Source organism: Streptomyces canus 299MFChir4.1, assembly GCF_000383615.1.
Taxonomy (GTDB): domain Bacteria; phylum Actinomycetota; class Actinomycetes; order Streptomycetales; family Streptomycetaceae; genus Streptomyces; species Streptomyces canus_C.
The window spans coordinates 144,216-161,189 of the sequence record NZ_KB911592.1; the positions used below are offsets into that span (position 1 = coordinate 144,216).

The following is a 16,974-nucleotide window of genomic DNA, read 5'->3' on the forward strand; positions in this document are numbered from 1 at the left end:
GGACCCGCCTCCGTTCCCCCCTTGCGCTCTCTAATCAGTTAGATAATTATAGAAGGCGTACTGAATAGTTCCTGGGGCCCGGAGGCGACGCCATGGCCGAACAGCGCAAGCCCATCTTCGACTGCGACCAGCACATGTACGAGGAGCGGGACTCCTTCACCCGCTACCTTCCCAAGGAGTTCCTCGGTGCGGCCGTCGCCCCGGTGACCCTGCCGGACGGGCGGGAGGTGATCCTCGCCGGGGACCGCATCGTCGTATGCCTGGAACCGGAGTTCGGGCAGGTCTACCGTCCCGGTTCGCTCAAGGAGATGCTCAAGGCGATGGCCTCGGGCAACCCCGAGGAGACGTACCAGTTCGAGCCGATGCACGAGTCGTACCAGAACCGCGAGGCCCGGCTGCGGGTCATGGACGAGCAGGGTCTGGACCAGACGATCATCTACCCGGGCGGCTGGGCGCTGGTCGCCGAGGAATACGTGAAGGGCGTGGAGCCGCTCTATGCCAACTACCACTCCTTCAACCGGTACATGAACGAGGTCTGGGGCTTCAACCACCAGGGCCGCATCTACGCCCCCGCGCTGCTGTCACTGCGCGATCTGCCCAGCGCCGTCAAGGAGTTGGAGTACGTCCTCAACCAGGGCGCCCGCTTCATCCTGCTGCCCACCGGCCCCGTGTACGGCCGCTCGCCGGGCGACCCGTACTTCGACCCGTTCTGGAAGCTGGTCAACGAGGCCAAGGCGAGCGTCTGCTACCACATCAGCGAGTTCTACTACAACTCGCAGGTGGCACCCTCCTGGGGCTACGACCCGAACCCCATCCACTTCCAGATGTCGGCCTGGCAGTGGCAGAACACCTACGGCCAGCGGCCCGTCGAGGAGACGCTGTCCGCGCTGATCTTCGACAACCTCTTCGGCCGGTTCCCCGACATCAACGTCCTGGTGTCCGAGTTCGGCTCCGAGTGGGTGCCGCACTTCGTGCGCCACATGGACAAGAGCCGTGGCATGGGCCGCAACGGCCCCTGGATCGGCGGGCAGTTGGACGAGCGCCCCAGCCAGGTCTTCCGCAAGCACGTCCGCGTGGTGCCCTATCCGGAGGACGACATCGTGAACGTCGTCAAGCGCCTCGGCTACCACGAGTCCATCGTCATGGGCTCCGACTTCCCGCACGCGGAGGGCCTGGCCAATCCGGCGGACTTCCGCAAGCTCATCGCGGAACTCGACGAGTCGGCGCAGGACGACATCATGTTCAACAACGCCCAGCAGCTGATCAGCCGCTGAGCGACATGGTCGAGCGGGGAGCCCGGTACCGGAGTTGGGTACCGGGCTCAAGCCTGTCCGGGGTAGCGGCGCACCGCCTTTCCAGGCGTCGGCCGAGCCACATCGCACCCGCCCCTCCACGGACCGCCGCGGTCGGGCGATGTGTTACGCGCTCGGCCTTCTCGACGGCATCGCGTTCATCCCGGTGGTGGGGCCGCGACCATGGCACGCACCCCCGCCTTACGGGTCCGTGAGATCCGCCGCGAGATTCGCGATGTTGGTGAGCAGTGCCGTGCCGCGCCGGGAGTGGTCGTAGCCGGCGAGGGGGTAGCCGTTGCTCAGGCAGGCGAAGGACAGACCGGTCTCCGGGTCCATGAAGCCGAGTTGGTAGGCGGCTCCGGCGCTGCCGAAGAGGGCGGCCGAACCGGTGGACGGCAGGTTGCTGCCCGCGTCCGGTCCGGCCACGGTGACGAACAGGCCCATACTGGTACGGCGGTTGGAGCCGCCCCCGTAGATCTGCTCCCCGTGCGGGCGGTCCGTCAGCCGGATCCGGGTGCCCTCCGCCACGGCCTCCGGCTTCCACAGTCCCGAGTGTTCCAGCGCCTGGAAGTACAGGGCGACGTCGGCGGCCGTGGCGACCAGCGCGTGGCTGGGCTCCCCGCCCGCCAGCACCCGCGGGTCGGACAGGTACCACGGACCCCAGGGGTCGGGCTCCTGCTCGTCGCTCGTACGGTCAGTGACGGTCATCGGGGCTACGGTGGCGGGCTGCCGATCCACCGGTACGCCGAGTTCGAGCGAGGACAGGCCGAGCGGTACGGCGATCCGGTCGCGCAGGTAGTCGGCGAAGGCCAGTCCCGTACGCCGTTCCACGATCTCGGCGATCAGCCAGGCCGCCGAGGTGAGGTGGAACTGGAAGCGGCTGCCCGGCGGACAGTCGAGCCGCCAGCGGCCGAAGGCGGCGAGACGCTGCTCGCGGTCGAGCATCTTCGGGTAGCCGAGCGGTGCGAAGGGGAAGCCGGCGGTGTGGGTGAGCACCTGCTCGACCGTCACCTCCTCCTTCCCGTTCGTCGCGAACTCCGGGATGATCGCGGCGACTTGCTCGGCCACGTCCAGCTGGCCGTCGCCGATCAGCTTCCAGACCGCGCCCGCGACGATCGACCGCCCGACGGACTGCAGGACGTATCGCGTGGACGGTTCGGCCTCTCCCCAGGTCTCGAAGGCGACCAGCCTTCCGCCCCGCGCCACGGCGACCTGGGCGGACGGCAACCGTCCGTGCTCGACCTCCAGGCGGATCCGGCGCAGGAGCAGGTCCAGCCGGTGCGGGTCGACGCCGACGGCTTCCGGGACGACGACCGAGTGGTCAAGCGTCACGTGGTTCTCCTTCGAGCGGGGTGAATTCCCCTTCGAGCGCGGTGGGTTCCCGAAGGCTTCGGCGTATGACCTTGCCGTTCGCGTTGCGCGGCAGGTCGTCCACGAACCACCAGCGGACGGGGACCTTGAACCCGGACAGCCGGGCGCGGGTGTGACGGGTGAGTGCCGCGGGCTGCGGTGGGGCGTCGGGATCGGCGGGGACGACGAAGGCGACGACGGTCTGACCGAGCCGCTCGTCCGGAACGCCGGTGACCGCGACGTCCGCCACCCCGGGGTGCGCGGACAGCACCGTCTCCACCTCCAGCGGGTGGACGTTCTCGCCACCACGGATGATCATGTCGGTGCGTCGGCCGAGCAGGTAGAGATACCCGTCCTCCGCCACGCGGCCCAGGTCGCCGCTGTGCAGCCAGCCCTCGGCGTCGATCCTGAAGAGGTGGTCGGCGCGGGCGTGGATCTCTCCGACGCCTTCCGGCCCGGGGTCGTGGACCCTGATCTCGACACCGGGTGCGGGCCGCCCCACCGATCGCAGCAGCTCGGTGCGCCCGGCCACCGCCTCCCGGTGGTCCTCCGGGGTGAGCACACTGATCGGGGAGCCCTCGGTCTGGCCGAACATGTTGAGCATGCGGACGCCGGGCATCGCCTGGTACGTCCGCCGCAGCGTGCCGGGGCGGACGGGCGCACCGCCGTACTGGAGGGTCCGCAGCCTTTCGTGGCGGGCCTGTCCGGCCGCAAGCAGGGTCTCCAGCATCGCGGGGACCATGCTGGTGTGGGTGGTGCCGAGGTCCCGCAGCAGGGTCCAGCCCTCGACGGTGAAGCGGGGCAGACCGGTGATCAGGGCGCCGGCGGCGAGGGCGACGGCGATGTTGCCGAGGCCCGCGATGTGGTGGAAGGGCGCGCTGCCGCCGTAGAAGCTGTCGGGGTCGAGCCCGCACAGCCGCCCGTTCACGCGGGCCCGGGCGGCCAGGCGCCGTTGGCTCATGGGGACGGGCTTGGGCAGGCCCGTCGTTCCGGAGGTGTGCAGGACGGCGGCGAGGTCGTCGGGTCCGGCAGTCAACCGCCGTGCGCCGGGCGGCAGTTCGGGCACGATGGCGATCCGCCGGCCGGACAGTTCGGCGGCCTGCCTGCCGAGGTCGGCGAACTCGGGCTGGGCCAGCAGGACGTGAGCCCGCGTTTCCTTGACCACGGCGGCGATCTCGTAGGCCGTCATGCGGACGCCGAGCGGTGCGAGCGGGTGGCCGGATCCGGCGCCGCCGATCACCAGCGCGAGGGCGTCGGCGGAGGTGGCGACCAGTGCGGGCACCGGTTCGCCGGGTTCCAGGCCGAGGGTGTCGAGCAAGTCGGCCGCGCCGGCCGCTCGGTCGAGGAGTTCGCGTCCGGTCCAGGTCAGGTCGCCGAACCGGACGGCGGGGCGGGCGTGGTCGTAAGCGCGGCTCACCAGGGCGGTCCAGGTGGCCGCCTGCATCCCTTCCTGCGCGGCGGCCATCGGGTCAGGGCTCCAGGCGGGCCGCCGCGGTGCCGGTGACCACCTCGGCGCCGTCCTGGTTGACGGTGCGCAGGGTGAAGTGGACGACCGGGCCGCTCGGCGTGTCCTCGATCGACTCGACGGTGACCGTGGCGGTGAGGGTGTCGCCGGGCCAGACCTGGGCCTTGAAGCGCACGCCGTAGCGCAGCAGTGCCTCGGTGCCCACCCAGTCCGTCAGGACCCGGCCGGTCATGCCCATCGTCAGCATGCCGTGGGCGAACACGCGGGGATAGCCCGCGGCCTCGACGGCGAACCGCTCGTCGGTGTGCAGGGGGTTGAAGTCGCCGGAGGCACCCGCGTACTGCACGATCCGGGTGCGCTTGAGGTCGTCGACGAGGATGCTCTCGCGGGTCTCGCCGACCTTGATGTCGTCCGGGCTCAGGCTCATCGGGCGTCCTTCGGGGTCGCCGGGCCCTCGGGGACGACGGCCACGGTCACGGCGCTGACGACCGGTTCGCCGTCGGCGTCCCGGTACTCGGTGATGCGCTCGCTGAAGAGCAGGCGGCCGGTGCGGCCCTGCTTCTCCCAGCTGCGGCCGGTGCTGTTGTGCGCGTAGAGGGTCTCGCCGGCGCGCACCGGGCGGTGGTACTCGAAGTGCTGCTCGGCGTGGAGCCCGCCACCGCCCTCGGCCATGACGCCGGCGTCACGCCCCGACCCGAACCACTCCTCGTCCGGCTTGGGACGCAGGTGGTAGCCGGGGTCGTAGTGGGCGCTCGCCATGGTGAAGGTGGGCGGTGCGAGCGCCGACTCGCCCGTGTAGGCCGGGTTCTCGTCACCGATGGCACGGGCGAACATCATGATGTGCCCGGCCTCGACGGGGAAGGGTTGCCCTGTCATCTGCGTGTGCTCCTCGCATCGGTTCAGTACGGCAGAAACGCGTCGCGCGTGGCCTCGTCCGGGTCGAAGTCCGGGGGCAGCCCATCGAACTTGGGCTCCCGCTTCTCCATGAAGCTCGACACGCCCTCGCGGAAGTCGGGCGAGCCCGCGAAGTACTCCATGGCGGAGTAGGAGCGGGCGAGGGCGTCGGTGAAGGTGCGGTCCAGGTCGCCGTACACCTGGTGCCGCAGGACGGCCATGGCCCGCGGTGAGCAGTTGCGGGCGATGTCCCGGGCGTAGGCGCGGGCCGCGTCGAGCAGATCCGCGGGTTCCACGACGCGGCTGACCAGGCCGAGGCTCTTCGCCTCGTCGGCGTCGAAGACGCGGCCGGACAGCAGCAGGTCGAGGGCGTTCTCCAGGCCGATGACGCGCGGCAGCACGTAGGGCAGGTTGTACTCGCCGGCCAGGCCGCGGCGGGTGAACGCGGTGGTGAAGCGGGCCCCTCGAGCGGCGAAGCGGACGTCGCAGATGAGCGCCTGGACCAGGCCGATGCCCGCGCAGGCGCCGTTGACGGCGGCGATCAGCGGCTTCGGCATGTTCCGCCTGCTGTACATGGGGACGCGGGCCTGGAGGTTGAGGGACTCCCCCGGTTGCGAGTTCTGCTCCAGGCGCTGCATGTCCATCCCCGGGCAGAAGGCCCTGCCCGCACCGGTGATGATCACGACTCTGACGGTGGGGTCCTGCGCGGCCTGGTCGAGGAGCGCGAAGAAGCGGCGCTCCATCGGCAGACTCCACGCGTTCTTGCGCTCCGGCCGGTTGAGGGTGACGGTGGCGACGCCGTCCTCGTCCACCTCGTACAGGACCAGGTCCAGGTCCTCGGGGGCCACCACGGTTTCCTCGGGCATCACGTCACTCCTCGTCCAGCGGTTCGATCGGGTCGCCGACGCCGGGCCGTTCCCCGGAGATGGTCACCACCACCTGTCCGCGGGCGCAGAGGCGTCCGTCGGCCCTGACGTCGACGTCGGCGAAGTGCACCCGGCCGCCCCGCCGCACACAGCGCGCGTACGCGACCGCCTCACGGCCGCGGGCCGGTGCGAGGTACTGCACGGACATCGACACGGTGCTGAGCCGGCTGCCCTTGGTGAAGTCGTGCCCGGCGATCACGGCTCCGGCGCCGGCGGTGTCGATGAGCGCGGAGATGACGCCGCCGTGGAAGACGTCCTCGTGGGCCGAGAGGGACTCGGCGTAGGGGAGCACGATCTCGACCCCGTCCGCGTCCCAGCGCGTGACCCGGATGCGGCAGCGCCGGTTGAAGGCGACCCCGCGCTCCCAGCGGACCCGGAACCAGGCCCGGCGTTCGCGCTGTTCCTGATCGGTGAGGGTCCTCGCCGCGACGGTCATCAGCCCGCCCTCCGGTCCCGGCCTGACGGCCGATCCATATAGTTACATGAATTGAATAGATGAGGCAATCGCCCGAGCCGCAGCCGGACGCTAGATGTATTATTTATATAACTGATTCGTCGTCTGTGAACAGAGGGAGGCCCAGATGCCGTCGACCGCACTGGCCGGGATCCGCGTGCTCGATCTGTCCCGCATCCTCGCCGCGCCGCTGGCGACCCAGATGCTCGCCGATCTGGGCGCCGAGGTGATCAAGGTCGAGCGGCCCGGATCGGGGGACGACTCCCGGACGTACGGTCCTCCCTTCGCCCCCGGGCCCGCGGGCGACCGGACCGACACCGCCGCCTTCTACCTCTCCTGCAACCGCAACAAGCGGTCGGTCACCGTCAACCACGCCTCCCCCGAGGGACAGGAACTGATCCGCGCCCTCGCCGCGCGGTCGGACGTGCTGGTCGAGAACTTCCGGACGGGCACGCTGGCGAAGTACGGCCTGGACCACGAGAGCCTGCGCGCACTCAACCCGCGCCTCGTCTACCTCTCGGTCACCGGCTTCGGCCAGACCGGCCCGTACGCCGACCGACCCGGCTACGACGGCATCTTCCAGGCCATGTCCGGGATGATGAGCGTCTCCGGGCACCCCGAGGAGCCGATGAAGGTCGGCGTCAGCATGATCGACATCCTCACGGGGCTCTACGCCTCCACGGCCGTCCTCGCGGCACTGCGCCACCGGGACCTCACCGGCGAGGGCCAGTTCATCGACCTGTCCCTACTGGACTGCGGCCTGGCCTCGCTGTCCCACTTCGCGATGAACTACCTGGTCTCCGGCGAGGTTCCGCGGCGGCGCGGCAACGGCGGCTACGGCGGAATCCCCTCGCAGGCCTTCCCCTGCAAGGACCGGCCGATCTTCCTGGTCGCGGGCAACGACAAGCAGTTCGCCGCGTTCTGCGCGGCGGCCGACCGCACCGACCTCCTCCAGGACGAACGGTTCGCCACGACCCCCGCCCGGATCGCCCACCGCGAGGAGATCCTGCCGGTGCTGGCGGCGATCCTGCGCACCCGCACCCAGGACGAGTGGCTGACCGTACTCGACGCACACGACGTCCCCGCTGGCCCGTACAACGAGATGCCCGAGGTCTTCGCCGACCCGCAGATACAGCACCGGGGGATGCTGATCGAGGTCGAGGACCCGGCCTCCGGGCCCCTGCCGATGCTCGCCAACCCCATCCGGTTCGCGGCAACCCCTGTCGAGGGGTACGCCCCGCCTCCGGCGCTGGGTGAGCACACCGACGAAGTACTCACCGCTCTCGCGGGGGTGACGGAGAGTCAACTGGCAGCGCTGCGGGGCCGGGGTGTCGTGTAGCGGCGTCACCCGATCAGGGTCCGGCCGCCCTCCAGCATCAGCGTCGCGCCGGTCAGATATGCCATGTCGTCGCTGACGAGCGCGGCCACCGCCCTGCCGATGTCGGCCTCCGGGTCCCCCAGCCGGCCCAGCGGGATCTGCCGGGCCAGTTCCTCCGCCTTGTGCGGGTGCGCGGCCAGGTAGTCCTCCGCCGCCGGGCTGAGCGCGGCCGGACAGATGACGTTCACGCGGATCCCGTACGCGCCCCACTCCCGCGCGGCGACCCGGCTCAGGCCGCGGATCGCCTCCTTGGCCATCGTGTACGCCGCGAAGGTCGCCTCGCCCTGCACGGCGGCCGACGAACCGAGGTTCACGACACTGCCGCGGCTCTCCTTGAGGTGGGGCAGGGCGGCCCGCATCGCGTGAAAGGCGGCCAACGGCCCGCTGTGATAGGCGAGTTCGACATCCTCGTACGACGTCTCCGCCAGCCGGCGCTGCACCGAGGACTGCGCGTTGTTGACGAGCACGTCGAGACCGCCGAACTCCCGTACCGTCTCGGCCACCATGCGGTCGACGTCCTCCCGCTCCCCCACGTCCCCGACCACTGTGTACGCCCGTCCCCCGCGCTCGGCGATCTCCCCGGCCGTGTGCTTCAGCTTGGCTTCGGTGCGGCCGGTGATCACCACGGCCGCCCCTTCGACGGCCAGCGCGAGCGCGATGCCGCGGCCCACGCCCTGCCCGCCGCCGGTGACCAGCGCCGTCTTCCCCGAAAGCCGTGCCATCACGTCTCCTTCCAGAAGGCCGGCCAGGCGGGGAAGGCCTCGGGCAGCGTCGGCTCCCCGGCTCCCTCCCAGCCCTTGAAACCCACGGCCTGGGGGCGCTCGGTCACGTCCGCCGCGTACCAGTGCCGCTCGCGGCGGCGGGAGAAGTACCACTCGCCGTCCACGCGCGCGTAGTCGTCCCAGTAGCAGATCGCCATCACGATCCACCGCTCCCCCACCTCGTGCTCGGCCCGGCAGTACACCGCGCCGGTCGCCGTGTCGCGGCCGGTGAACTCGACGCGGTGGCCGCAGATCTGGTGGACCGACCGGTGGAAGCCGCGCACCTGGGGTTCGATGTGCTGCCGCAGGACAGCCCGCCCGCGGCCGTGGCGCCCCATGTCCACGTCGGGCCGGAAGCAGCCGACCCAGGCGTCCAGGTCGCGGCCGTCCACGGCGAGCGCGTAGCGGATGGGCAGCTGCTGGATGGCGAGCTGCGACTCGACGCGGTCGAGACGGTCCTCGACCGGCATCACGGGCGCGGCTCCTTAGGCAGACCCAGGACCTGCTCACCGATGATGTTGCGCTGGATCTCGCTCGACCCGCCGTAGATCGTCTCGGCGAGGGAGAGCAGGAAGGAGCGCTGGCGGCGGTCCAGGGCGTAGTCCTCGCCGACGATCTGTCCGGCCGGGCCCGCCAACTCCGTGGCCAGCTGGCCGAGTTGCTGGTGGCGGGTGGAGGCGTACAGCTTCGCGGTGGTGGCCTGTGCTCCCGGCGTGCGGCCGGCGGTCAGTTCGGCGATGGTGCGCAGGTTGGTGGTGCGCATGATGCGTACGGAGATCCAGGCGTCGACGATACGGCGGCGCAGCATCGGATCGTCGAGCGCGCCCCGCTCCCGGGCCAGGTCGATCAGTGCCTCGGCCTCCCGCTCGAAGGTGAGCTGCTGGGGAAGGAGCGTGGTGCCGCGTTCGATGCCGAGCGTGGCCATCGCGGTGCGCCAGCCCTGACCGACCTCGCCGACGACCATGTCGGCGCTCGTGCGGGCGTCGGAGAGGAAGACCTCGGCGAACTCGTCCTGCCCGGCGAGGTTGCGGATGGGGCGGATCTCCACGCCGGGCTGGTCGGTGGGCACCAGCAGCAGGCTCAGGCCCTTGTGCCGCACGGACCGCGGGTCGGTGCGGGTGAGGACGTAGAGCCAGTCGGCGTGCACTCCGAACGAGGTCCACACCTTCTGTCCGCTGACCACCCATTCTCCCCCACTCTCGGCTCCGCTCGAGCGGGAGGTGCCCCCATCGTCCCGCTCCGCCCGGGTGCGCACGGACGCCAGGTCGGAGCCGGCGCCCGGCTCGCTGAAGCCCTGGCCCCACAGCTCCTCGACGCCGAGGATCGGCGGCAGGAAACGCTTCTTCTGCGCCTCGCTGCCCATCTTGAGGAGCATCGGGCCGAGCAGATCGAGGGCGTTGACGGTGGCCCGGTACGGGGCGTTCACGCGGGCGTATTCGTACTCGAAGACGATCTCCTCAAGCAGCCCGAGCCCGCGTCCGCCGTACTCCCGGGGCCAGCCGACGCCCAGCCAGCCCCCGGCGGACAGTTCACGGTCCCAGGCGAGGCGGACCTCCCAGGCCGCTCCGTCGGTGGGGCCGCCCATGCCCCGGTGCTCGGCGAACTCCCCCACCAGGTGGTCCGCCAGCCAGTCCCGTACCTCGTCGCGGAAGTCGCGTACGTCGGGCCCGAAGTCCAGCTCCATGTCAACTTCTCCCTGAGGTCTCAGATGCCGAGCCGGGTGGCGAGCAGTTCCCGGTGGTACGACGGTGTGCCGAGCAGTGCCTCGGAGCTCTTGGCGCGCTTGAAGTACAGGTGTGCGGGGTGCTCCCAGGTGAAGCCGATGCCGCCGTGGACCTGGATGTTGTCGGCGGCGACCTTGGTGAACGCCTCCGAGCAGTAGGCCTGGGCGAGGGCGGCGGCGATCGCGATCTCCGTCCTGTCGCCCGTGTCCAGCGCCCACAGTCCGCCGTACGCGGCCGAGCGGGCGGACTCGATCTCCATGAGCATGTCGGCGCACTTGTGCTTGATCCCCTGGAAGGAGCCGATGGGCCGGCCGTACTGCTCGCGGATCTTGGCGTATTCGACGGCGGCGTCCAGGGCGGCCGCGGCTCCTCCGACCTGTTCGGCGGACAGGAGTACGGCGGCGGTGGCGAGGGTGCGCTCCAGGGCGGGCCATGCCGTGCCCTCGGGGCCCAGGAGGCGGGCGGGGGTGTCCGTGAACTCGATCCGGGCCTGTTTGCGGGTCTGGTCGAGGGTGGGGAGGGGGGTGCGGGCGAGGCCGGGTGCGTCGGTGGTCTCGACGGCCAGGAGGCTGATGCCCGAGGGGGTGCGGGCGGCGACCAGGAGCAGGTCGGCGAGGTGTCCGTCGGGGACGTACGTCTTCACGCCGGTCAGTCGCCAGCCGCCCCTTTCGTCGTGGGCGGCGGTGAGCCCGATGCCCTGCTCGTCCCAGCGGCCAATGTCCTCCGTGAGCGCCAGAGTGGCCACCGTCTCGCCGGAGGCGACGCCCGGCAGGAAGTCGTGCCGGGCCTGCTCGTCGGCGCAGCGCCGCAGCGCCTCGGCGGCAAGGGCCACGGTGGCGAAGTACGGCCCGCCGAGCAGCGCGCGGCCCGCCTCCTCGAAGACGATGCCGAGGTCGACGTAGCCGAAGCCCGAGCCGCCGTACTCCTCCGGGACGGCGAGCCCCTGGAGGCCGAGTTCACCGGCCATCCGCCCCCAGACGACGGGGTCGTGACCCTGAGGGTCGGCGGCCAGGCGGCGCACGGTCGCCTCGTCGGAGTGTTTGGCGAGGAACGAGCGGACGACCTTGCGCAGTTCGTCCTGTTCCTCGCTGAAGGTGAGATCCATACCGACCTTCCCGTCCTCCGTGCAACGTCACGTGCGGCCTGCTTGCCGCCCACCCCTCGATACAGTTAGATAATTATAGTATCCACACTGAATACACCAGGAGCGCGACGTGACCGATCCCTACGCCCCGTTCACGAGCCTGACCTTCGAGCGGCCCGCGCCCGGCGTGCTGCGGATCGTGCTCGACGCCCCGAACCTCAACGCCGTGGATCCGCGGATGCACGGTGAACTCGCCGACGTCTGGTCCGTCGTGGACCGGGACGAGGAGACCCGCGCGGTGCTCGTCCAGGGGGCGGGCCGGGCGTTCTCGGCGGGTGGGACCTTCGACTCCATCGAGGCCATGACCGAGGACTACGCGGTGCGCGCCCGGGTGATGCGGGAGGCGCGGGACATGGTCTACGGCGTGCTCAACTGCTCCAGGCCGGTGGTCTCCGCGATCCACGGCCCGGCGGTCGGGGCGGGTCTGGTCATCGGCATGCTGGCGGACATCTCCGTCGTCGCCCGCACGGCGAAGATCGTCGACGGGCACACGCGGCTCGGTGTCGCGGCCGGTGACCATGCCGCCATCTGCTGGCCGTTGCTGTGCGGCATGGCCAAGGCCAAGTACTACCTGCTGACCTGCGAGACGCTCACCGGCGAGGAGGCCGAGCGGATCGGGCTGGTGTCGAAGTGCGTGGACGACGCCGACGTACACACCGAGGCCCTGCGGGTGGCGACCGCCCTGGCCGCCGGACCGGCCAGCGCCATCAGCTGGACCAAGCGGTCCCTCAACCACTGGTACCGCACCGCCCAGCCGATCTTCGAGGCCTCGCTGGGGCTGGAGTTCTTCGGGTTCGGCGGCCACGAGGTCGTCGAGGGACTCGCCGCGCACCGCGAGAAGCGGGCCGCGGACTTCGAGGGCGTCGGCGGCAAGCACCCGCTCGACCTGTGACCACCGTACGAGAGGAACCGATCGATCATGGCACCGCAGCGGACCAGCACCGAAGTCCCCCTTCTGGTGAAGGGTCTGACCTTCGAGGAGATGCCGGTCGGGCAGGTCTTCCGGACCGCCCGCCGCACCATCACGGAGACCGACCTGGTCAACTTCGTCACCTGGGGCGGCTTCACCGAGCCCCTCTTCTGGGATGCCTCGCACGCCGCGGACGGCGGCTACACGGGGCGACTCGTCCCGGGAGGACTGACCTACTGCATCGCCGAAGGCCTCGTGCTCCAGACGAACGTGCTGCACGGCACCGGCCTCGCCTTCCTGCACATGGAGCTCGACGTACTGGGTCCCGTGTATGTGGGCGACACCGTGTACGCCGTCGTGGAAACCACCGGCTCCCGGCCCTCCAGCAAGCCCGGCCGGGGCGTGGTGACGAGTCGGATCACGGTGCGCAACCAGCGGGACGAGGACGTCCTCGTCTACACGCCGGTGCGGCTGATCCGCGGCAGGGACTACGAGGCTCCGGCTTCCTGACCCGGAGGCACGGAGCGGCTACGGGGCCTCCGGCAATCCTGAGCCGGAGGCACTTACCGGCTACGCGGCCTTCGGCACGCCTGAGCCGCGGGCCACGGACCGGCTACGCGGCCTACGACGAATCTGAGCCCGGGGCCGGCTACGAGGTCGCGCCGTCCTTGGCCCGGGGCGGAGCCGGCACCAGACTCAGACCGGTGTGCCGCCCCGCTTCCGGTACGGCGGCGTCGGCGAAGGCGCCGTGGTGCAGCCAGTCGGAGGGGATCGAGGGACGCGGCGGGGCCTCGTGGTCCGGGACCGCCATCGCGTACAGCCGGGTGTAGCGGAACTTGGCCTCCAGGTTGTCCAGGACCGACCAGTACTCGTAGCCGCACACCCGCACACCGGCCGCGGTGAGTCCGGCCAGCCAGGAGAGCCGGGCGCGCAGCAGGGCCCGGCGCCGGTCGTCGTCGCTGTGGCCCGTGGCGTCGACGAGGTCCAGGTCGCCCATGCCGTTGTCGATGACGGACAGCGGCGGCAGCGCGTCGCCGTAGAGCTCGTAGAGGCCGGCGACGGCGTCGGCGAGCCCTTCGGGGATGATCGGCCAGCCGTAGGCGGTGGTCTCCACGTCGTCGAACGGGACGATCGCGAAGCCCAGGCCCACGAGTAGGCGGTTCACCTCGTTGAGGGCGCTCTGGCAGGTTCTCGTCGGCAGCACGCGGGGCAGGTTCTCCGGCGCGGTGACGCGGAACGGAGTGTGCCAGGACAGGCCCAGCAGGTCCTGCTCGGCGGTGATGGTCTCCAGGTCGCCGGGGCGTACGCAGCCGGTGTCCTCGACCGGTGAGTCGCCGTCCTCGGTCACCATGTGCTCGCCGAGCAGCAGGGGGTCGAGGAAGAGTCGGTTGGTCCAGCTCTCCAGGCGTTCCAGGGCGAGACGGTCGTAGGGGTCGTCGGTGGCCGGGTAGCCGCCCACGAGGGTGACCGTGGTGCCGATCCGGCCTCGCGCGCCGGTGGCACTCAGGGCCTGGGTGGCGAGCCCGTTGGCCAGCAGGATGTGGTGGACCGCGGGCAGTCCGGCCCGGCCCGCGCCCCGGCTCGGGGGGTACATTCCGGCCACGTGGTCGGCGAGCGTGGGGCCTGCGAGGTCGGTGGAGGTGATCCAGCGTTCCACGCGGTCGCCGAAACGGCGGCCCAGCTCGGCCGCGTAGGCGGCGAAGTGCTCGGCGGTGTCGCGGGCGAGCCAGCCGCCTGCCACGTCCAGCCACGGCGGCAGTGAGCGGTCGAGCAGCGTGAGAGCGGGCCGGGTCCCCTGCGCGAGCAGTGCGTCGAGCGCGCGGTCACAGCGGTCCAGGGCGTCCCGGTCCCAGTTGCCGGGGCCGTCGGGCTGGAGCTGCGGCCATCCGGCGACCATGCGGTGGGTGTCCGCGACGACACCGGTCAGCTGCTTGAGGTCGTCGGTCCACTGCCGGAAGTGCCCGCCGCGTTCCGGCAGGGGCGGCAAGGGTGCCGCGATGGTGTCCGCCGTGGCGACCCCCCAGTCGACACGGCGAAGGGATTCATGCAGGAAACCATCGCTCATGGTTACCGTCCAGGCGGTGAATGGTTTAGCGCATTCAACTGAATGTCCGCCGACCGGACGTTAACAGGTCAAACAAACTACGACAATGTTTCGGCCAGATCTCCCGATACGGGATCAGACCGCACTCAGGATGAGGTCGGCCGCCCGCCAGGCCATGGCCATGATCGGTGCGTTCAGATTGCCGGACACCATGGTCGGCATGACCGAGCAGTCGACGACCCGCAGACCCTCGATGCCGCGTACCCGCAGCCGGCCGTCGACGACGTCGTCCTCGGCCGGGCCCATGGCGCAGGTGCCGATGGCGTGGTAGCCGCAGCGTCCCTGGTCGAGACCGGCGTCGATGATGTCCTGGTCGTCGCGGACGCCGGGGCCCGGCAGCGTCTCGGCCGTGATCCGGCCGGCGATCGGCTCGGTCTCGAAGAGTTCCCGCATGCGCCGGAAGAGGGCGGTACCCACCGTGCGGTCATGGTCGGAGCCGTAGTAGTTCGGCGTGATGGTGAGTGGGGCGTCGGGGTCGGCGGACACGATGTGCAGGCCGCCCTCGGCGGTGGGGCGCAGGACGTAGCCGAGGCCCATCACTCCGGGCTCGCGTTCCACGCCGGTCTCCTTGCCGGGGACGTCGGGCAGCAGGGACACCGGCGCGATCAGCAACTGGGCGTCCGGTCGGGCGAGTTCGGGCCGGGACTTGAAGAAGGCGATGACGTCGAAGGCGGGCGCGGCCAACGGTCCACGGCGGGTGGCCAGGTATCTCGCCCCCGACAGGGCCTGTCGCAGCGGGGTGCTCAGCGACTTGTTGTAGCCGAGGTCGTCCTTCAGCCGGTACTGGACCACGAAACACCGGTGCTCGCGCATCCGGCCGCCCACGTGCGGGCTGTCGACGAGGACGTCGACGCCTGCCGATTTCAGCGTCTCGGCCGGGCCGATGCCGGACAGTTGGAGGATCTTGGGCGTAGCGATGCTGCCGGCGGAGAGGATCACCTCGCGCCGGGCCCGGACGTCGGCCTCCAGGCCCCTGCTGCGGGTGTGCACGCCGACGGCTCTGCGGTGCTCGGCGAGGACGCGTGTCACGACGGTGTCCACCGAGACGGTCAGGTTCCGGCGGTCCCCGACGGGGTGCAGGAAGGCGCGGGCGGCGCTGAAGCGTTGCCCGTTCTTGATGGTGGCCATGGCGTAGCCGATGCGTTCGTCGTCGCTCGCGTTCAGGTCGTCGGTGCGGCGCCAGCCGAGTCCGGTCCCGGCGGCGATCGCCTCCTCGCAGAGCGGCTCCGGCCGCGGTGCGGTGGAGACATGCAGCGGGCCGCCCGCTCCCCGGGCCGGGGAGGCGCCGAGTGCGTTGTCCTCGATCCGCCGGAAGACCGGCAGCATGGTGTCCCAGCCCCAGCCGGGGTTGCCGAGCCGCTCCAGCTCGTCGTAGTCGGCGCGGTCACCGCGGTTGTAGACCATGCCGTTGACCGAGCTGGATCCGCCGAGCGTCCGGCCGCGGACCCAGTGCTCGACGCGGCGGCTCGGGCCCACCGGCTCGACCGGGTAGTGCCAGGCGAACCGGGGATCACCCAGCAGCTTGCCGAATCCCTTGGGCATCCTGATCAGCGGGGTGGCGTCCCGGCCGCCCGCCTCGATCAGCAGTACGGACGTCTTCGGGTCTCCGGAGAGACGGTTCGCGAGCACGCAGCCCGCGGACCCCGCACCCACCACGATGTAGTCGAACGTCGTCATCCCTGACCCTCCGACGCCGGCGCCCGCTCCTCCAGGGGGCGGAACTCCTCCTCCTGCCACCAGGGATAGAGGGGTGGCATGTCCTTGCTGACCCGGCCCGGGAAAGCGGGCGGCCGTTTGGCGAGGAACGACTGGACGCCCTCCACCGGGTCCGGGCCGCCGCCGATCTGGCTCATGATCCGGGAGTCGAGCCGGTGGGCGGCCATCGGGTGGGGTTCGCCCAGCATCCGCCACATCATCTGGCGGGACAGGGCGACGGAGATCGCGGAGGTGTTGTCGGCGATCTCCCGGGCGAGTGCGTACGCCGCCGGCAGCAGCTCCTCCGGCGGGTGCACGGAGCGGACCAGCCCGGCCGCGAGTGCCTCGTCAGGGCCGAAGACGCGGCCCGTGGTCACCCATTCCATGGCCTTCTGCATGCCGACGGCCCGGGGCAGGAACCAGCTCGCCGCCGATTCCGGCACGATGCCGCGGCGGGCGAAGACGAAGCCGAACTTCGCCGAGGTCGACGCCAGGCGGATGTCCATGGGCAGGGTCATGCTGGCCCCGACGCCCGCGGCCGGGCCGTTGACCGCCGCGATCACCGGCTTGGTGCTGGAGAAGAGCCGCAGCGCGACCCGGCCGCCGGTGTCCCGGTGCCATGCGCCCGCCTTGCGGTGGTCGAAGGAAGAGCCGCCGGAGCTGACGTCGGCGCCGGCACAGAAGCCGCGCCCGGCGCCGGTCACCACGATCACGCGTACGTCGTCGTCGGCATCGGCCGCGTCCAGGGCGTCGAGCAGGTCGGCCATCATCCGCGGGTTGAAGGCGTTGAGCTTCTCGGGCCGGTCGAGGGTGACGGTGAGGATCCGGTCCGCCACCTCGGCCCGCACGGTCTCGTACTCCTGCTCCGGCATACGCG

General features: G+C 70.9%; 17 protein-coding genes. 4 read left to right on the forward strand and 13 right to left on the reverse strand.

What is annotated here, in order from left to right:
• Positions 1-92: 92 nt before the first annotated feature.
• On the forward strand, positions 93-1,274 hold the full coding sequence (locus tag H293_RS0124235; protein WP_020120432.1) for an amidohydrolase family protein: 1,182 nt from the start codon (positions 93-95) through the stop codon (positions 1,272-1,274).
• A gap of 219 nt (positions 1,275-1,493) precedes the next feature.
• Here H293_RS0124235 and H293_RS0124240 read toward each other — a convergent pair whose 3' ends face one another.
• From H293_RS0124240 to H293_RS0124265, 6 genes are read right to left on the reverse strand one after another with little or no spacing between them, the layout of a single operon-like run.
• On the reverse strand, positions 1,494-2,624 hold the full coding sequence (locus H293_RS0124240) for a serine hydrolase domain-containing protein (protein ID WP_020120433.1): 1,131 nt from the start codon (positions 2,622-2,624) through the stop codon (positions 1,494-1,496).
• Complete coding sequence (locus H293_RS0124245) at positions 2,614-4,107, reverse strand: class I adenylate-forming enzyme family protein (protein WP_020120434.1); 1,494 nt, start codon at positions 4,105-4,107, stop codon at positions 2,614-2,616. Before H293_RS0124245 ends, H293_RS0124240 begins: the two co-directional genes overlap by 11 nt.
• A 4-nt stretch (positions 4,108-4,111) precedes the next feature.
• Positions 4,112-4,534: a MaoC family dehydratase gene (locus tag H293_RS0124250; protein WP_020120435.1), complete on the reverse strand. Its 423-nt coding sequence runs from the start codon at positions 4,532-4,534 to the stop codon at positions 4,112-4,114.
• Positions 4,531-4,983, reverse strand: a complete 453-nt coding sequence (locus H293_RS0124255) for an FAS1-like dehydratase domain-containing protein (RefSeq protein ID WP_020120436.1) — start codon at positions 4,981-4,983, stop codon at positions 4,531-4,533. Before H293_RS0124255 ends, H293_RS0124250 begins: the two co-directional genes overlap by 4 nt.
• A gap of 23 nt (positions 4,984-5,006) precedes the next feature.
• On the reverse strand, positions 5,007-5,867 hold the full coding sequence (locus H293_RS0124260) for an enoyl-CoA hydratase-related protein (protein WP_020120437.1): 861 nt from the start codon (positions 5,865-5,867) through the stop codon (positions 5,007-5,009).
• A 4-nt stretch (positions 5,868-5,871) separates the two neighbouring features.
• The gene (locus tag H293_RS0124265; protein WP_020120438.1) at positions 5,872-6,363 is read right to left on the reverse strand and encodes a PaaI family thioesterase; all 492 of its coding nucleotides are present in this window, start codon (positions 6,361-6,363) and stop codon (positions 5,872-5,874) included.
• Positions 6,364-6,508: 145 nt separating this feature from the next.
• Between H293_RS0124265 and H293_RS0124270 the strand changes: the two genes are divergently transcribed.
• The gene (locus H293_RS0124270) at positions 6,509-7,720 is read left to right on the forward strand and encodes a CaiB/BaiF CoA transferase family protein (RefSeq protein ID WP_020120439.1); all 1,212 of its coding nucleotides are present in this window, start codon (positions 6,509-6,511) and stop codon (positions 7,718-7,720) included.
• 5 nt (positions 7,721-7,725) lie between these two features.
• On the opposite strand, the gene H293_RS0124275 is transcribed toward H293_RS0124270, so the two are convergent.
• The 4 genes from H293_RS0124275 to H293_RS0124290 are packed head-to-tail and all read right to left on the reverse strand — an operon-like array spanning position 7,726 to position 11,349.
• On the reverse strand, positions 7,726-8,481 hold the full coding sequence (locus H293_RS0124275) for an SDR family NAD(P)-dependent oxidoreductase (protein WP_020120440.1): 756 nt from the start codon (positions 8,479-8,481) through the stop codon (positions 7,726-7,728).
• A complete protein-coding gene (locus H293_RS0124280; RefSeq protein WP_020120441.1) occupies positions 8,481-8,990 on the reverse strand; it encodes a nuclear transport factor 2 family protein in 510 nt (169 codons plus the stop codon). The genes H293_RS0124275 and H293_RS0124280 overlap by 1 nt, the downstream gene beginning before the upstream one ends.
• Positions 8,990-10,204: an acyl-CoA dehydrogenase family protein gene (locus H293_RS0124285; protein WP_020120442.1), complete on the reverse strand. Its 1,215-nt coding sequence runs from the start codon at positions 10,202-10,204 to the stop codon at positions 8,990-8,992. The genes H293_RS0124280 and H293_RS0124285 overlap by 1 nt, the downstream gene beginning before the upstream one ends.
• A 20-nt stretch (positions 10,205-10,224) precedes the next feature.
• Entirely contained in the window at positions 10,225-11,349 is a 1,125-nt protein-coding gene (locus tag H293_RS0124290; protein WP_020120443.1) for an acyl-CoA dehydrogenase family protein, read from the reverse strand.
• A gap of 109 nt (positions 11,350-11,458) precedes the next feature.
• Here H293_RS0124290 and H293_RS0124295 point away from each other — a divergent pair, with 109 nt between their 5' ends.
• Positions 11,459-12,280 carry an enoyl-CoA hydratase/isomerase family protein gene (locus H293_RS0124295; protein ID WP_020120444.1) on the forward strand — a complete coding sequence of 274 codons (822 nt, stop codon included), beginning with the start codon at positions 11,459-11,461 and terminating at the stop codon, positions 12,278-12,280.
• A 27-nt stretch (positions 12,281-12,307) separates the two neighbouring features.
• The gene (locus H293_RS0124300; protein WP_020120445.1) at positions 12,308-12,808 is read left to right on the forward strand and encodes a MaoC/PaaZ C-terminal domain-containing protein; all 501 of its coding nucleotides are present in this window, start codon (positions 12,308-12,310) and stop codon (positions 12,806-12,808) included.
• Positions 12,809-12,947: 139 nt separating this feature from the next.
• On the opposite strand, the gene H293_RS0124305 is transcribed toward H293_RS0124300, so the two are convergent.
• The 3 genes from H293_RS0124305 to H293_RS0124315 form a co-directional block, all read right to left on the reverse strand.
• Entirely contained in the window at positions 12,948-14,363 is a 1,416-nt protein-coding gene (locus H293_RS0124305; protein ID WP_020120446.1) for a family 1 glycosylhydrolase, read from the reverse strand.
• A gap of 114 nt (positions 14,364-14,477) precedes the next feature.
• Complete coding sequence (locus H293_RS0124310; protein WP_020120447.1) at positions 14,478-16,079, reverse strand: GMC family oxidoreductase; 1,602 nt, start codon at positions 16,077-16,079, stop codon at positions 14,478-14,480.
• Positions 16,076-16,969, reverse strand: coding sequence for a crotonase/enoyl-CoA hydratase family protein (locus H293_RS0124315; RefSeq protein ID WP_020120448.1), 894 nt, complete (start codon positions 16,967-16,969; stop codon positions 16,076-16,078). The genes H293_RS0124310 and H293_RS0124315 overlap by 4 nt, the downstream gene beginning before the upstream one ends.
• Positions 16,970-16,974 lie beyond the last annotated feature (5 nt).

Bases quoted from the DNA above. Each gene is read 5' to 3' on its own strand.
- H293_RS0124235 (WP_020120432.1), top strand. From the start codon at position 93: ATGGCCGAACAGCGCAAGCCCATCTTCGACTGCGACCAGCACATGTAC.
- H293_RS0124245 (WP_020120434.1), bottom strand. From the start codon at position 4,107: ATGGCCGCCGCGCAGGAAGGGATGCAGGCGGCCACCTGGACCGCCCTG.
- H293_RS0124250 (WP_020120435.1), bottom strand. From the start codon at position 4,534: ATGAGCCTGAGCCCGGACGACATCAAGGTCGGCGAGACCCGCGAGAGC.
- H293_RS0124255 (WP_020120436.1), bottom strand. From the start codon at position 4,983: ATGACAGGGCAACCCTTCCCCGTCGAGGCCGGGCACATCATGATGTTC.
- H293_RS0124260 (WP_020120437.1), bottom strand. From the start codon at position 5,867: ATGCCCGAGGAAACCGTGGTGGCCCCCGAGGACCTGGACCTGGTCCTG.
- H293_RS0124265 (WP_020120438.1), bottom strand. From the start codon at position 6,363: ATGACCGTCGCGGCGAGGACCCTCACCGATCAGGAACAGCGCGAACGC.
- H293_RS0124270 (WP_020120439.1), top strand. From the start codon at position 6,509: ATGCCGTCGACCGCACTGGCCGGGATCCGCGTGCTCGATCTGTCCCGC.
- H293_RS0124275 (WP_020120440.1), bottom strand. From the start codon at position 8,481: ATGGCACGGCTTTCGGGGAAGACGGCGCTGGTCACCGGCGGCGGGCAG.
- H293_RS0124280 (WP_020120441.1), bottom strand. From the start codon at position 8,990: ATGCCGGTCGAGGACCGTCTCGACCGCGTCGAGTCGCAGCTCGCCATC.
- H293_RS0124285 (WP_020120442.1), bottom strand. From the start codon at position 10,204: ATGGAGCTGGACTTCGGGCCCGACGTACGCGACTTCCGCGACGAGGTA.
- H293_RS0124290 (WP_020120443.1), bottom strand. From the start codon at position 11,349: ATGGATCTCACCTTCAGCGAGGAACAGGACGAACTGCGCAAGGTCGTC.
- H293_RS0124300 (WP_020120445.1), top strand. From the start codon at position 12,308: ATGGCACCGCAGCGGACCAGCACCGAAGTCCCCCTTCTGGTGAAGGGT.
- H293_RS0124305 (WP_020120446.1), bottom strand. From the start codon at position 14,363: ATGAGCGATGGTTTCCTGCATGAATCCCTTCGCCGTGTCGACTGGGGG.
- H293_RS0124310 (WP_020120447.1), bottom strand. From the start codon at position 16,079: ATGACGACGTTCGACTACATCGTGGTGGGTGCGGGGTCCGCGGGCTGC.
- H293_RS0124315 (WP_020120448.1), bottom strand. From the start codon at position 16,969: ATGCCGGAGCAGGAGTACGAGACCGTGCGGGCCGAGGTGGCGGACCGG.